At 57.9% G+C, this 14,372-nt stretch carries 12 protein-coding genes, 1 tRNA gene and 1 pseudogene; 3 read left to right on the forward strand and 11 right to left on the reverse strand.

Annotated features, from left to right (window positions below; all coding sequences use genetic code 11):
• Positions 1–1,354 precede the first annotated feature (1,354 nt).
• The 4 genes from Q0K62_RS00005 to Q0K62_RS00020 all read right to left on the reverse strand — a co-directional run bounded on the left by Q0K62_RS00005 (position 1,355) and on the right by Q0K62_RS00020 (position 4,194).
• Positions 1,355–1,840: a site-specific integrase gene (locus Q0K62_RS00005; RefSeq protein ID WP_297315930.1), complete on the reverse strand. Its 486-nt coding sequence runs from the start codon at positions 1,838–1,840 to the stop codon at positions 1,355–1,357.
• Positions 1,833–2,714: a hypothetical protein gene (locus Q0K62_RS00010; RefSeq protein WP_297315931.1), complete on the reverse strand. Its 882-nt coding sequence runs from the start codon at positions 2,712–2,714 to the stop codon at positions 1,833–1,835. The genes Q0K62_RS00005 and Q0K62_RS00010 overlap by 8 nt, the downstream gene beginning before the upstream one ends.
• 169 nt (positions 2,715–2,883) lie before the next feature.
• A tRNA-Gly gene (locus Q0K62_RS00015) sits at positions 2,884–2,957 on the reverse strand.
• A 217-nt stretch (positions 2,958–3,174) separates the two neighbouring features.
• Positions 3,175–4,194 carry a hypothetical protein gene (locus tag Q0K62_RS00020; RefSeq protein WP_297315932.1) on the reverse strand — a complete coding sequence of 340 codons (1,020 nt, stop codon included), beginning with the start codon at positions 4,192–4,194 and terminating at the stop codon, positions 3,175–3,177.
• A 401-nt stretch (positions 4,195–4,595) separates the two neighbouring features.
• Here Q0K62_RS00020 and Q0K62_RS00025 point away from each other — a divergent pair, with 401 nt between their 5' ends.
• Both Q0K62_RS00025 and Q0K62_RS00030 read left to right on the forward strand, forming a co-directional pair.
• Positions 4,596–5,954, forward strand: a complete 1,359-nt coding sequence (locus Q0K62_RS00025; protein WP_297315933.1) for a histidine kinase — start codon at positions 4,596–4,598, stop codon at positions 5,952–5,954.
• A gap of 54 nt (positions 5,955–6,008) precedes the next feature.
• Positions 6,009–6,776, forward strand: coding sequence for a response regulator transcription factor (locus tag Q0K62_RS00030; protein WP_297315934.1), 768 nt, complete (start codon positions 6,009–6,011; stop codon positions 6,774–6,776).
• Between the two features lie 251 nt (positions 6,777–7,027).
• Here the strand turns inward: Q0K62_RS00030 and Q0K62_RS00035 are convergent, their stop codons facing one another.
• From Q0K62_RS00035 to Q0K62_RS00040, 3 genes are all read right to left on the reverse strand, one after another.
• A complete protein-coding gene (locus tag Q0K62_RS00035) occupies positions 7,028–7,675 on the reverse strand; it encodes an ATP-binding cassette domain-containing protein (RefSeq protein ID WP_297315935.1) in 648 nt (215 codons plus the stop codon).
• Positions 7,611–7,883 (reverse strand): ATP-binding cassette domain-containing protein, encoded by a 273-nt coding sequence (locus Q0K62_RS07965; RefSeq protein ID WP_366515873.1) that lies wholly within the window; start codon positions 7,881–7,883, stop codon positions 7,611–7,613. The genes Q0K62_RS00035 and Q0K62_RS07965 overlap by 65 nt, the downstream gene beginning before the upstream one ends.
• A gap of 1,151 nt (positions 7,884–9,034) precedes the next feature.
• A complete protein-coding gene (locus Q0K62_RS00040) occupies positions 9,035–9,607 on the reverse strand; it encodes an MptD family putative ECF transporter S component (protein ID WP_297315936.1) in 573 nt (190 codons plus the stop codon).
• A gap of 620 nt (positions 9,608–10,227) precedes the next feature.
• Here Q0K62_RS00040 and Q0K62_RS07970 point away from each other — a divergent pair.
• Positions 10,228–10,623 (forward strand): annotated as a pseudogene (locus Q0K62_RS07970) (AraC family transcriptional regulator); the annotation flags it as partial.
• Positions 10,624–10,721: 98 nt separating this feature from the next.
• Here Q0K62_RS07970 and Q0K62_RS00045 read toward each other — a convergent pair.
• The 4 genes from Q0K62_RS00045 to Q0K62_RS00060 all read right to left on the reverse strand — a co-directional run bounded on the left by Q0K62_RS00045 (position 10,722) and on the right by Q0K62_RS00060 (position 14,323).
• Positions 10,722–11,264, reverse strand: a complete 543-nt coding sequence (locus tag Q0K62_RS00045; protein WP_297316035.1) for a 4'-phosphopantetheinyl transferase superfamily protein — start codon at positions 11,262–11,264, stop codon at positions 10,722–10,724.
• 662 nt (positions 11,265–11,926) lie between these two features.
• Complete coding sequence (locus Q0K62_RS00050) at positions 11,927–12,343, reverse strand: hypothetical protein (protein ID WP_297315937.1); 417 nt, start codon at positions 12,341–12,343, stop codon at positions 11,927–11,929.
• A gap of 208 nt (positions 12,344–12,551) precedes the next feature.
• A complete protein-coding gene (locus tag Q0K62_RS00055) occupies positions 12,552–12,911 on the reverse strand; it encodes a hypothetical protein (protein ID WP_297315938.1) in 360 nt (119 codons plus the stop codon).
• Positions 12,912–13,135: 224 nt separating this feature from the next.
• Positions 13,136–14,323: an acyltransferase gene (locus Q0K62_RS00060; RefSeq protein ID WP_297315939.1), complete on the reverse strand. Its 1,188-nt coding sequence runs from the start codon at positions 14,321–14,323 to the stop codon at positions 13,136–13,138.
• Positions 14,324–14,372: the final 49 nt, after the last annotated feature.

Genomic DNA, 14,372 nt, shown 5'->3' on the forward strand with positions numbered 1-14,372 from the left:
TGAACCGTGCCATAACTCGCACACCCGCCATCAGATGCCGATCGTCCACACCACCATGCAACAACCCCCAAAACGATTCATCCAACACGGACACGCCCACATCCCAGGCTAGGGGAAGTAAGGCATGGGCTGGGTGAAAAACCCCAGAAAAGCCGCCTACAACAAGATCTACATGAATACAAGGTTCAGCCTCTGGGGCCTCTTTGAGTAGGGTTCCATTAGCCTCAGGCCATGCTCGGACGGGGCCTTCATGGATATGACGGAGCATACTGCAGAAGGTGAATGATGTTCGAAGCATGACAGTCGACAAAGTCGGACTGCTTTGAACAGCATTCACTCATTTTGCTCCTCGCGTTTCTTCGACTCCCCAATGGTTTCCCCCAACCAGTATCCGAATTCGCATGCCTTATCCAATATTGCGTAATGCCGCACATGATTCGCGTCGGAAACAGGGTTGTACCACAGGTGCTTCTCTGTTTCCTGTTGAATGAGTTCCTCCTGCTTCACGCAGTAAGCCAACAAACAGCATAAAAGAACAGCGGCCAGTACTATTGGAATAACAGCTGAGGCAGGACGGAATCACAACACTCTGTTCCTTGGGAAGCAGACACCCAAGCCTGTGTCGATGAGCGAAGCAAGGAAATACAGAACGGATCCTCTAACGAGCAACCGTCTAAACGCTTTTCAACTAAAGAATAGTACGGTCGTCATAGACTTTATGGAATGATTGAACGGCTTTCGGGAACTCGATTTGTCCATAATAAGGAGCTCTGGACTTCTGAAAAACCCGCTTCAGGAAATTGTTAAAACAATAGTTAATAGCATAATTCCAACAGAATTGCTTGATTACACAAGTCAACAATTTCCATATCACAGCTGATACGCAGAGCAATGCGAAAGCAACGAACACAAAGGAAATAGGGGACCACCCTCGTAAGTTAAACACACCAGACAGCACTAATACGCCATCCATAAATAAGACAACGAACCCCAACGCGTATATAAACTCAATTATCAACACCGCTGGCAATGAGGTACTTTTCTCAGCCAACATAGAATTCCTCCTGGATCCTTAAGTTCACGAGCATATTTAAAACGTGCAACTGTACGATCAGAACCTCTCCTGAAAGAACGAAGTTCCTCCAACAGGCTCTCTAAAAAACGGTGCGTGAGACGGGCATTGCCCTCCTATAGACGTGATAAGGGCAGCGACAATGACTGCCAATGCGTTCCAGTTCATTTATCTACACCTTCTATTCTCCGATGCTGAATCTACCCTACTTACTCTTCACCACTGGCTTGAGTTTGATGACTTTGGTTATCATGTGCTTCGAACAAAGCTTCCCGCCCTCTCCTACTGTTGAAACAGTATGCATGGACACCATGAAGACATCCTAGCTGCCTGTCCCGTTTCGGCGGAACTTTCCCATAAGTGCGCCGAAATGGGTGTTTGCGAGGGGTTGAACCGTTGATATCGTTGGAATTCCAACGATAACCCAATGGCGCTCATCTGGGCCGGCTGTTCGATGGCATGGTCGGCTTTGCCGACGAGGGCGGCTAGGGTCTGCAGGGGCCAGTGGGTGTAGCCGGCCGTGGTGCCGATGCTGACGTGTCCCATGAGCTCCTTGCGTGCGTCCTCGGGTGCTCCCGCATCGGCCAGCCTGGTGGCGAAGAAGTGGCGGGCGCTGCGGATGGTCACGTAGGGCAGGCTGGCATCCTCCAGGGCCATGCTCCAGCGCCGGTGCTCCACCGGGTTGGTAAGCGGCCAGCCGTCGCGCGTGAACACCAGGTCCGCGGGGCCGATACGGTGCTCGTCTATCCACCGGTGGAGGTCATGCACAGGTCATCCTCGAGGGGATGAAGCGGACACCCTTGCGGCTTTTGGGCGGCACCATCCACACTTCGCCCCGCACCCTGGCGGCGTGCAGCCATGAGGGGATGACGGTGCCCGCCTTGTACCGTTGCAGCTCGTGCATGACCATGATGCCGTGCACCCCGTTGCTGACGACCAGCTCGGAGGGTGTGACCGCGAACCGTTCACCCTGCCGCATGCCGGTACCAAAGGCGAGCCGCCACATGAGGGCCCACATGCGCCGGTCCTCCGCGTCGTCGGGCCACGGGTGGCGCGCAGACCTCTCCCCCGGTCCGCGTCCGGTGGCTTCGATCAGTGCGGCAGGCTGCCCGGCCTCGAGGATGGTCGTGGGGTTGGCGCTCACCCTGGGCGGGTCGCACCGGTCGCACACGTTGGGCTCGACGAGCCCCTCCCGTGCCGCGTCGGTGAGCGCAATGCGCAGGCGGATGTACGCGTTGAGGGCGGTCTTGCCGCTCCGGTCCCTCATGATCGTGTTGCCTATGCCGCGCACGTGCCTGGGTTCCAGGTCCTGGAGCCTGACATCGCCTATCGTGTCGGCGATGTTGCGGCAGTCGCTCCTGTAGGTCTCGTACACCCTTGGCTTGATGTTGGGGCGTTTGTATTCCTCGAGCCACCGGTCGAGCCAGTCGCGCAGGAGCGGGGACCGGTTGGTCCTGACCCTGCCGGTCCTCTCGTATTCGGCCAGCGCCTCGTCGAATTTGCGTCGGGCCTCGCTCCTGATCCGGTCACTCTTGTCGAGCCGGCGGCGTTTCCCCGTGGCCGGGTCGGGGGCAGTTCGTGGCGGAAATGCCAGTAGCCCCTCCGGTCTTTCGTCATCGATATGCGGTGTGGTGTCTCCCAAGCCTTGTGTCCGTAGTCATCCAAGCACCTCCGGTGTGTACCCTAACGTGTACCCTAATTGACCGTAAAGTGCCGAATACTGGGGAAAATCTTGCTCAGTCGGAACGGTTCCCGGACGCCCCGTGACCTTGGGAAACCCGCCAAAACTAGCGGAATATCAACGATAATCATGGAGCGGGCGACGGGAATCGAACCCGCGTAATCAGTTTGGAAGACTGAGGCTCTACCATTGAGCTACGCCCGCAAAGCCATCTGCTCGGTAAAGAGCTTACCACAGGGTGGGACACCTTACCTGTCGGGTCTGTCGCCCGAAATAAACGGATCATTCCGCATACGCGGATAGCGCCTTGTAATAATCCAGCACTTCAAACAACTTGCAACGCTTCAGCTGTACTGTATGGCACCATCGGAAATCGTCAGGGCCGGCCACTCGAAGAAGCAGCCGGCCGTACCTTGCGGAATCAGAACATCGGTGAATTGCAAATCACCACGGCGCTTGACCCGGTGGCCTCCTTGTGATCCTTGGAGACGCCGTTGACCAGGACGTCGCAGGTCAACTTCTGGTTGGGGTCCTGATTGATGATGTCGCCCATGACGGTCATGGTGTGGGTCTTCTTGGCTTCGTCCCCTGTGATGTCCTTCTGCCAGGAACCGTTGAAATTCTCCTGGCTGGTGGCACCGGCGGGACCATAGGCCACCGAACCGGACCCTGTGGAGGTGGCCTTGAGGGTGATGATCTCATCCTTGGCCTCGTCACCGACTGCAGGTGCCTCCGTTGCTGTATTCGACTCGGCTGACTTGTTTCCGGATTTGCCCTCGTCCTTCTTTTGTGACGTGGTTGTTCCCGCCGACGGGGAAACGGAGTTCGCCGCCTTGGAGAAGCCCGCCTGCATGGCCAGGGTGATCACCATGGCCAGGATGCAAAGAACGGTACCGGCTATGGAGAGCCCCTTGCCCTTCTTGCGCCCCTTGCGACCGGTTGCGTGCACACCGACCAGGCCGAAAACCAATCCGAGAATGCCTACGACGAAAGCGAAGTTGTTGATGATAGGGATGAAGGAGAAGATGATGGCGATGACTCCCAACACCAAGGAGCTAATGGCCATGGCACTGACGGAACGCTCCTCCGACCGGTTATGCCCATGACCACCACGGCCCCGGTTGGGATTGACGGGAGAACCGCCCTGCCCCATCATCCCACCGTCGGCCCCATAGGGACCTTGCTGCCCGGGCTGTGCCGGATAGGCACCTCCCTGACCGGCAGTGGATTGGTCGGCTTGGTATACCCCCTGCCCTGCTGACCTGGCATCCAACGGCGTCTGGCGCTCATTGGGATGGTAGGCCGGAATGGATGACTGCCGTCCTGCGTCCGACTGACCGGCTTGCTCGTTCTGGGGACGGAACCTGTCAAAGGCGTCCCCGGCCCCGGCATTGGTTCCATCGCCGTAGCCGTCGGTATCGCGATTGTAATCCTCACTCATCCTATGCAATCTCCTTGTGCTCTCTACTCTCTCTGGCGGTCAACGCAGATCATCGATGGATATCACCTACGAGGTGGTATTCCGATAGAAAACAACCCTGATCCATCAAAGTTTCATCTCGCAATGACACCGACGTGACCAGCGCTGAAGTCATCACCTTGGCATCCGTTCTGTTCGTTGACACTGTCATGCTATACGTCGGGCGATTTCATCGAAAGTGTACAAACGGGCAGAATTGCCTGCCCAATCGGGCAGGAGCAAGGGAACAAGAATGACCACTCGTACACTGACGAAACCATAGAGGGCAATTATCCTTGAGTGTGACACAGCAGAAATGAACCGGATGGCATGGCCGACGAAATCCCGACCATGCCGGCACAGAGGAACTTGGGAGAACTGGCATGACAGGGTTGCGTGAAAGAATGCGTGGATACCTGGCCGCCGACCCCAAGGACGTGGTTCCGGTACGCACCAGAACACTATGTACCGTCATCATGATCGTCCTGGCCACCTTCATGTCCTTGGCCGAGTCTGCCTTCACCTATAACCACATGGATGCCGCCGGAAGAGGGATCCTCTCTTTCTGGGCGGGTCTCTCCATGATGATTTCCTTTGCCCTGCCGTGGATACTGCTGGTCAAGAGGGACCGTCTGCCCTACATGACCTGCCTTCTCACCAGCCTGTCGACCCTGGTCCTGGCAATCGACCCCCTGATGGCACTGATGGGGTTGACCGGCCTGATCGCCCGCCGCAGACGGGTGGACCGGCTTGTCCCCTGCGCGACCGGTACCCTGGTGGCCACCTTGGTATCCCTCACCCGAGACCTGAACAGGCCACGAAAGGACTCCATAATCAGGACCCTGCTGACCGAGGGTGCCGATGCTGGTCTCAATACACCTCTGGCCGTCGTGGTTCTGAGTCTGGTCTTCCTGGTCCTGTCAATCGCCGTGGGGATATACATTCGCCTCTATACCACAACCCAGGAGGCCACCGAGCAAGCCAGCGCTGCAAATGTACGCAGCAGCAAGCTGGAGAACAGCCTGACCAGACAGCAGGTCACCGACACCATCGCCGTCGAGACGCATGACACCCTGGCCCATTCCCTCTCCCTGATCGGGCTCAACGCCAGCGCCCTTAAGGTCGAACTGGACACCCTGGCCAGACAGGAGCAGGCCTCTTCCCCGCAGGACCCGCTGACCGCCCGTTTGCTCGGCCTGGCCCAGCGTGCTGATGATATTCGCCAGCAGGCAGCCGGCGCCCTGGATGAAACCCACAGCGTCATCGACATGCTCCGTCACCCCGAGAAAGTACTCAATGACATAGCCCCGGATCCGCAAACCGCCCTGACCCGGGAAGCTCTGGACGACATATGCAGGGAGAGCCGTGACACTGGAATGACCCTGAACACCTGGATCGACGTGCGGAACCTGAGCAATCTGGACCCCGTCATAGGCAAGGTGGCTTTCCGGGCCATCCAGGAAGGACTGACCAACGCCCGTCGACACGCCCCGGGCATGCCGGTCTCCCTGGAAGTGACGGCCAGGCCGGATCAGGGTGTGCACGTCCATCTGACCAATCCCATGCCCAAGCCGGGTACTGTCGACCCGTCCGGAGCCAACCTGTCCGCAACTTCCGGAGGCAACGGAATCACGGGGCTGATCAAGCGGGTCAAGGCTGCTTCGGGCCAGTGCAGGTATGGAATCGATGACCATGGGCAGTTCAACCTGGATGTGGTCCTTCCTTTCGAAGCCACGTCCTGAAGCCAACGGATCCCAAGGCGCGCCATGGTGACTGGTTTGGGTAGCATAAGCAGCATGGGAGAAATTCATCCGGAGTCGGAGACAGGGGCGGCATCAAAACCGGGAGACACCGGAAATTCCCCCACATCTTCCGGCACCATCCTGGTCAGTATCGTCGACAACGATCCAATGATATGCCAGACCATGCAGGTCATCATCGATGACTATTCCCAAGGGCAGGTCAGGGTGGTCTCTACCTCCCTGAACGCCGACGACGCCGTGGCCCATGCCCGTCAGGAAAAACCGAATCTGATTCTGATGGATCTTTCCATGCCCGGGTGTGACGGTATCGAAGCCACCAAGCGGCTACGCAGACTTACCAACCCCCCGCACGTCCTGATCCTGACCTCTCTGAGCCCCTCCGATACGGTTGAAAAAGCCGTTGAGGCCGGAGCCGAGGGATTCATCTCGAAGACGGACCCGCCAAAGGAAATCATCTCCAGGATCATCAAGGCCTGCAAAGATGAGCCCCAATTCAACGCGGTCAGCACCCGCCAGCTCATCCACAGCCTGTCCTACAGCCGCCCCATGACCAGGAGGAACCAGGCACGGGCCATGCTGGACTCATTGAGTGAGCGCGAGCGCCAGGCCACCATCCTGGCCTCGGAGGGTATGACCAATGCCGAAATCGGCAGGACCATGTACATCAGTGAGCGCACGGTCAAGGCCCACCTTTCGGCAGCGTGCGACAGCCTCGATATGAGCCGGGTCCAGCTGGCACGACTGGTGGAGAGGGCCGATCTGGAAGACCGGGAGACCGGCCCGGACCCGCAAGCCACCTGATTGGAACCACACCGCTTCGGCAGCAGCCACCAGATGAACGCGTTCTGCCCGGACCCCCACATGTCGGCTTGACACTCCCCCGGCCCCGTAGATGACACTGACTCTGAAGTAATCCCCACGTCCTCGATGACCCCGCCGATTCTCATTCCGTCCATCCCCCAGGCGCTGAAGGCCTCGATGCCCATATAGGGCACAAGCTACTGCCCCCCCCCCCCGGACAGAAGGGCCGCAGGAAGAGCCCATATCGCTGATCACCCGCCCAACGGATCAGGAGGAATACCCGGTTCCTTTCTCACGCCCTCCCCCTTTCCCACGGTATCCGATGGCATTAAGGAGAACATCCTCCTCAGGTGTCCCTGAGATAATGAACCAACCGGCACATCCTCGCGTATCCGACCCTGGTCGACGCGGACGAGACACGAGCAGGTACGGCGGGCAAACTCGAAATCATGGGTCACCACGATGATGATGACCTTCCCCATGTCCGAGAACTGGCGGATAAGCTGCGCCACCCGGTTCATGCCGTCGAAGCCGAGACCTCCGTTCGACTCATCAAGAACCATGAGGGCCTTTCCGCAGATCATGCCCACGCCGACCGTCAGACGTTGCTTCTGCCCTCCCGATAGGGTATTGGGATGGCGTTCACGCAGGGCGCCGAGCCCGAACTCCACCAAGGTCGTTTCGGCCAGAGACCTCTCCGGGTGCCTGATGCCGAAGGAGCACTCAGCCTCCGCACTCTCGGCGAAGAGCTCGTGATCCACGTCCTGCATCACCATGTAGGAATGTCGCAATCGGGCCATGGGTTCACCCAGCCGACCGGACCAGAAAAACTCCTCAGGGATGAATATCCCGACAATGCGCCCATGCTCCAGGTAGACGGTCCGATCGACCGGATCCATGAGGTAGAACAACCAGTGCTCCGCGATCAGGATGGTCTTGCCCTGGCTCTTGATAAGGCAGGTGCCCCCTCAGCTCCGCGATCGGGGCCATGTCGAGATTGGATGAGGGTTCGTCCAAGAGGTATATTTCCGAATCCATGGTATAGACGGAAGCGAGGGCGATCTTCTGCTGCTCACCACCTGACAGTTCGAAGATGTTCCTGTCCATGAGGTCTCGGATGTTGAGGCCCTGAGCCGTCCCGGTCACCCCGCCCAACCAGTTCCCCGACGGAGCGGGCCCGGTTCTCGATGCCAAAGGCCATCTCGATGTCGGTGTTCACATTGAAGAACCGGGTCCTGAGATTCTGGAAGACGGATCCTACCTTCCCGGCTATCCGGTACATGGGCAGGGAGGGTATGACACTCCCATCCACCCTTGCCTGTTCCTAAAGCTCCCTGGGAAAGAACTGCGGGACGAACCCGTTGACCAGCCGCGTGATGGTAGTCTTTCCGCACCCGCTGCGGCCGCAGCAAAGCACGCGCTCCATCAGTCACGAGGAGGTCGATACCATGCAGGCCGTCGCCCTCTCGGCTTGAATAAAAGAGAAGGAAACCCCATCGAATCGATTCCGGGACGACCCAACCGCGCCCACAGTCCGAAGACCAGGTCATTGACGGCAAGGACCATGACCACACAATCCGATGGACCGCATCGAATCCGAACCAGGCATGTGCGCTGTACCGGATTCTCGATCCCCTGGTGACCGAATCGGTCGAGAGCTCATCCGCCGCCCTTGCGGCCGACATCATCAGAGACACACGGATGCACTCCACCGTCAAGACGGGACGGGTGTGGAACCCGGCCGACGAGGGGAAGACACCACGCATCCGCATAATGTCCTGGATATAGACCCGGTCCTCCTGGATGGTCGGCACGTACCGCAAAGAGAACCGACAGAGGAATGACGAGCTGTCTGGGGGTGCGCACCCGGTTCATGGCCAACAGGAACTCATTGCCCTGGCCGTCGTCACCACCAGCCCAGCCAGTATGCCACGGCGAAGACCCTGTGGAAGAGACCCAGGAAGGCCACAAACATGGTCAGGAGGGAGCCGGTCATGTGGGCCAGGACCTACCCGGTCAAAGAAACAGATGACCTCATACGCAACGACGGCCTTGGCTCTGTACCGCCATCGCCCGCAGGCGGCACGGAGCAGACCTATCGACACCACCAACACGAACTGGCAGACCAACGAGGGGCAATCATCGACGAGACCACGCAGATCAGGATAAGAATGAGCTTCGTACGCGGATCCAGATGTGGCTCCCACCCTCCGGCAGCCCCTGTCATGCATTGATGCCCGCTTTTTCGAACTACCTCCTCAGCAGTACAATTCCACAAGAACACTGACCGATGCCGTTACCGGGATCGGAACGAACATGGCTATCAGCATCCAGGTGTTGGCCGTGGCCTGCGTGGTATCGTCGTAGGATTTCTCCGTCCCGTTGCCCAGCATGGTCCTGGACCAGCCGGCCGGATCAATGAAGAAGACCAGATACGAGCCGGTACCACCCAAAGAGAAGAGAATGCAGGACAGGACGTTGACCATCCGGCTCCTGTAGTGACGTGTTCCTGCGACCAGCTCGGCGACGGCCCCCATGAGCATATACCCCAGGGCGAAGGCCCGGTGCATACCGGTGATGAACCGGACCACCCCCATCAGAATGTCCATGACGGTGATGCTCCAGGGCTTCTGCACCCGTGCCACCCTGAGCAGATCGATGGGCCCGCAGAGCAGGGCCGAGGCGGCAGGCATGTAGAAGGTCGGTACCGGGTTGGAAGCGAAGAAAACGCCCCCGATCAAGGTAAAGACCAGTATCAGGGCCGTGAATATACCAGTGGTGACCAGGTCGCGGATGGTCAGTCCTTTTCTGTCACGGGTTCGATCCGCCATGTGTTCTCCTTCTGCCGTGGAACTGTGTGAGAGTCAGTCCATGGCTTGAAAGTACTGGTAAGCTGGGTGGCCTGTTCGTCCCCATGCTCCAAAGAAACGTCCGTTCGTTTCAGAAATGGCGGGTCGCATGCGGATCTATTCGGATTACTATGAACCCCTTCTCCAGGACAACCACTTCACCCTGGTCAAGGACATGGATAACTTCAATCCGGCGGGGTGCTGCTGGTCCCGGTCATCCGAGGTCTGAGAAGGGTTTTCCTGGATCTATGCGCAGAACGACCTGTTCGATATCAAAATCCACGAATTCCGTTTCCACGGCGACTTCATCATGGACTTCCGGTTGCCGAATACCTGAGCGTACCCCTGTATGATTCCATCTCCGGGAAAGAGACATCACCACACCGATGCCTTTCACCGCGATGCATCAAGACCTTCATCAGCGGCCGCGAGCCATACCGGGGGACTCATCCATAAACAGGCTCCAATCCGAAGCATAAGCATCAAGGTGATGCCCGCCTACTATCAGGATCATCTGCAGAACCACTACCATGGCCACTACCGGAATCCTCTCCCCGTCTCCCAGAAAGTCGACCAGACGGAGGACTTCCCTGCCCTTGGCCATGCTCCTACGCGAGGTGGAGCGGTACCGCGGAGACGGCATTGCGACACGGTTGTTCTACGAGAACAAGGTGGCCCAGGCCATCTCCCTCCTCATCGCCCGGGAGAAGGCTCTGGGGAATCCTGCCGGAAGGCGCTTGAACGGCCAGGACCGGGTGCAGCTTGAGAACGTCACCTCCTATCCGGACGAGCATTGCTCGGATGAGGCATCCCTGGACTTCCTGACCACAATCGCCTGCACGGGGAGGACCAAACTCAAATCGACCTTCAGACAGGTGCACTGCTGCGCAATCACGGAATACACCCGGGGCATGTGCATGCGGGAAGCCGGACGTCTCCTGTCTGAAACGGACCGTTCCATGCATCGGTTAGCAGGCATGATCGAATACTCCACCTCGAGTCGGTTTGCCGAGCTCTTCCGCAAGGGCACCGGTCTTGTGCCGTCGGAATACCGAAGGATGACGAAGGAATCCGAGTACGGAAAGACCAGATCGGCTCAGGACCACCGGCAGCAGAGCAGGACCACCGCCGAGGCGATGCCGCCATCGTGGCTTAGGGCAATGCGCCAGACCAGGCTCGCGGCCCCACGGGGATTCGCCTCGAACGCCCCAACCGAATCGTCGCCGTTCACCCCGGACCAGCCAAGTCTGCTCTGGCGTGAATCGGACGGATCCGGGAGTGACTCATCCAGGCGGTCCTGGACTTCCTGCCCGAGATGAACCCCGGGCCTGCCACGCCTGTCGTCCAGTATCTCAATCCCACCCCAGGGGAAATCGTCGAGACCATAGGGGGCGGGCTCATCCCGCAAGGCCTCCGACCAGGCCTTCAGAACGGCCTCCTTACCAGCCCAACGAACAGCCAGGTGCGATTCCACATCATCACCCTTGACCCGGGCCCGCTCCTGGGACTGCCTTTGCTCACGGACTGAGAACAACCTGCTCATCCGAGTACCGGGCATGGCCAACCGCTCGGCGAACTCGGCTATGGAGACCAGGTCATGTCCCAGGCCCAGCACAGTTTCCTCACCCGAAAAACCCATGATATGAGTATGGCCCCGGCAGATGTCATCGGCAAGTCCGGGAATCGACAGTCCGGCATGGCAACCCAGCAAGGCCCTCAGTGAGTACCCAGTGATTCCACACTCTGTGTTCGCACGCACAGACCCTCGGCAATCATGCCCGCACCCGGGCGAAGCAACCCCTGTCAGCCTCCGCTTTCCTGTCTTTGCACTCATTCCGCGGCCGAACCGGGTTCCCTCGGGCCTCCTCCATTGTCGAGGGCCTCTTGATCCGCATCCGCATAATCCGGCAGCATAAGATCGTCACGCCAAGGAAGGTAAAACCGCTATCGGCTTTCAGGAGCGTCTTCGTCAGTCTCAGGGCCAGAAGCAGGGATTGGAGACCATCGTCTCCACACACCTGGAGGGACCAGCACTCCCGACTGCCTTCGACCAGCCCCACCCCGGTCGTACAAGCGCCATCCTCATCTTCGAGCGGTCGCTCCACAAAGAGCAGACATTCGACTCCGTCGTGCACAAGGCGTCTGGTGGCAATACGGTCGGACAAGGCGTCTCCATCCGGTTTTCAATCCTGTTGCATGACTGCCGTGCCATATCAACGGACGCGACGTTCCCATCAGGAAACCGGATTGAAGGAGGCCGAGCAAGCCGAACTTCTAATCAGCGACTGTGGGCAGCTCCAATCAGGAGGCTGGTGCGAACAGGGCCAACAGCCTTGTTCCCTCGTTATGGGTGCAGGCGAGTTCGTGATCGCCACCGACGATCGAGGATTCGGCAAAGGCGAAGAAGTTCTTCCCCTGTCCTGCCGGGTAATTGAGGTCCGAGGATGAGGACCGCATGGCTTTGCCATCGACGGTACAACGCCCTGCATCCACCTTGCGCAGATCCGACCTCATCGCAAGGAGGTAGACGGTACCCTGCTTCTTGGCGGAAATGGTCACCCTGTCGCCGTCCCCGGTCAGGTAGTATTTCTTCATTGCGGCGAATCTGCTGCTGACGTCTTCCAGACTCGGCTCCGAGCGGGTGGAACCCCCGCACCCGGCGAGGGAAATAACCCCGAACATAATCGTCAGAACCAGTGCTGGCAGTTTTGTATTCATGGTGTCCCTATCAGAATCGAACCATGCGATGCCCGTCACACTACGGGTATTGCCAAGTTGGGTCATACACTACCAGACATTCCTTCTCAGCACCAGACACTCCTGGCGGCTTGTCCGAAGTTCGGAACCACCCGCGTCATTCCCGTCTTCGAGCACCACCAAGCCTGGGTCAGGGATTACCCTCACCTCAAGCCACCGACGGAGCCGGTCAGAACCGGAAGGTCGGCATGACGAAGGGTTGGCTGAACCCCCCATGCATAAAGAGGGCCACGACGATGGCCAGCAGGCTCATCACCAGGCCGAAGATGACCATGACCTTCCCCTTGTGCCGACCACCGCTGCGTGCGAAGAAGAATCCCAGCAGGGAGCAGATGACCCCGAGGCCACCCAGGCAGAGGGCCACCAGGCCAACCTCCTTGAAGAAGGAGGCCAGCAGTGCGACGATGCCCAGTACCAGGCTGACGATGGCCATGGAGCTGACCGGGCGCTTGTCCGAACCGTCGGCCTTTATCTCACCCTGATTATCCAGCTGATTCCCGCCTTGGTTCCGGTTATCCTGTTCAACCATTGTCCAACCCCTTTCTTCCGGTTACGAAGAAGACCATTCGGCCCCCGTACCTATATGCTATGATCCGTGCAGAATCCGCTGCAGACACGAATCGCCGGCCCATTCCCATCTGCACAGACCCCGCGTATTCAAAGCAGAACCCTTCCAGCCACTATCCGGTTCCAAGAAAAGCAGTCTCAGCCAAACGTCTACGAGCGCCGGGAAGGCCGGGAATCTGGCGTCTATCAGTCGGTATTCACCTTCTGTAACCCCGTTAGGTACTGTCGGACCCGAACAATTGCAGGACTCGACTGGAACCAGTCGGCCAGAAGATCGAACCAGTAGCCCCTGCGACGATCAATGGTGCGGGAAAACAGGAACTCGCGAATCAAGTCAAGAACAAGGCAAACGGTAAACACAAGAACCACGATGGCCAGGGAATACACGGCCGCACCATGGCCTCCCCAGATCTTACCGATATCAAAAAAGGACCACAGCACTTTCCTGACCGGAGGGTAGTCGTGAATGAGATAAACCCCGAATGTTCCCCTGGCCAGATAGTTGATCAGCCGGCTTTTTATATACATCCGATCGGCAATCAACAAGCATCCGAAAGCGATGAGCAGCTGAGGAAGTTTGCCTTCGGCAATGAGGTAGTCAAAGACGATTCGAGGGAAGGGACCCCCATGGCGCAGATGGACCAGATCCGCGATGACCATGATGGCAAGTATCATCAGAGCACCTACACCGGCCATAGACCAACTCAGAGCACGGGAGGCTTTCCTCATATACCACCGATAGTATGCGATGAGCACATACTGATAAATGAAGCTGACGAAGGTGGCCGACAGGAAACCTGCATAATCATTGGGCGTCATGCCATAGGCGAGACCCCATACAAGCAGCAGGGTCACCGCCAGACATGCATGCATCCTCTGTCCCATTTTTTGCAGGCCCACAGTCACAAAGGGATAGAAGAGCAGGAAGAGCACATAATTGGTCGGATACCACCACATGTCGTACAAGGTGGGGAAGAAAGACCCGATAATCTGCTCAGACATGATGTCTTTACGGTCAAACACAAGGAAACAGACCATAAGCGTCAGGCTGTAGAACAGCATCTGCCGTTCAAGTATCCAGATACGTCTCAGCGACTTTCTGATGCTTAAATCACGCGATTCACATAAAAACCATGCCGATATACCGAAAAAGATGTCTACCGAAATCTTGCCCATTGACAAGAAGAAGACATACGCAAATTGATTGATTGATGCCGGCTGGTCAAAGGCAGGGAACGGATTGTGGGTGACATGATGATGAGCGACGATCATGAACATGGCAATGAGACGCAATAGCTCAAAACTTGAATTACGGCCACCGTGTGAACCTTGGCGCCCCAAGGCTTCTGCCGATCCTCTGACTTCGTTACTCATTCTCACCCCCCTTGCAACGGGAAGAAACCTTACCAGCGGCCGCTGACCA

It is taken from the genome of uncultured Bifidobacterium sp. (assembly GCF_945269915.1).
GTDB lineage: Bacteria > Actinomycetota > Actinomycetes > Actinomycetales > Bifidobacteriaceae > Bombiscardovia > Bombiscardovia indica.

Excerpts from the sequence above, each read along its gene's own strand:
- Q0K62_RS00050 (WP_297315937.1), bottom strand. The coding sequence starts at position 12,343 with ATGAATACAAAACTGCCAGCACTGGTTCTGACGATTATGTTCGGGGTT.
- Q0K62_RS00060 (WP_297315939.1), bottom strand. The coding sequence starts at position 14,323 with ATGAGTAACGAAGTCAGAGGATCGGCAGAAGCCTTGGGGCGCCAAGGT.
- Q0K62_RS00020 (WP_297315932.1), bottom strand. The coding sequence starts at position 4,194 with ATGAGTGAGGATTACAATCGCGATACCGACGGCTACGGCGATGGAACC.
- Q0K62_RS00045 (WP_297316035.1), bottom strand. The coding sequence starts at position 11,264 with ATGGGTTTTTCGGGTGAGGAAACTGTGCTGGGCCTGGGACATGACCTG.
- Q0K62_RS00030 (WP_297315934.1), top strand. The coding sequence starts at position 6,009 with ATGGGAGAAATTCATCCGGAGTCGGAGACAGGGGCGGCATCAAAACCG.
- Q0K62_RS00035 (WP_297315935.1), bottom strand. The coding sequence starts at position 7,675 with ATGGATCCGGTCGATCGGACCGTCTACCTGGAGCATGGGCGCATTGTC.
- Q0K62_RS00055 (WP_297315938.1), bottom strand. The coding sequence starts at position 12,911 with ATGGTTGAACAGGATAACCGGAACCAAGGCGGGAATCAGCTGGATAAT.
- Q0K62_RS07965 (WP_366515873.1), bottom strand. The coding sequence starts at position 7,883 with ATGGACAGGAACATCTTCGAACTGTCAGGTGGTGAGCAGCAGAAGATC.
- Q0K62_RS00040 (WP_297315936.1), bottom strand. The coding sequence starts at position 9,607 with ATGGCGGATCGAACCCGTGACAGAAAAGGACTGACCATCCGCGACCTG.
- Q0K62_RS00025 (WP_297315933.1), top strand. The coding sequence starts at position 4,596 with ATGACAGGGTTGCGTGAAAGAATGCGTGGATACCTGGCCGCCGACCCC.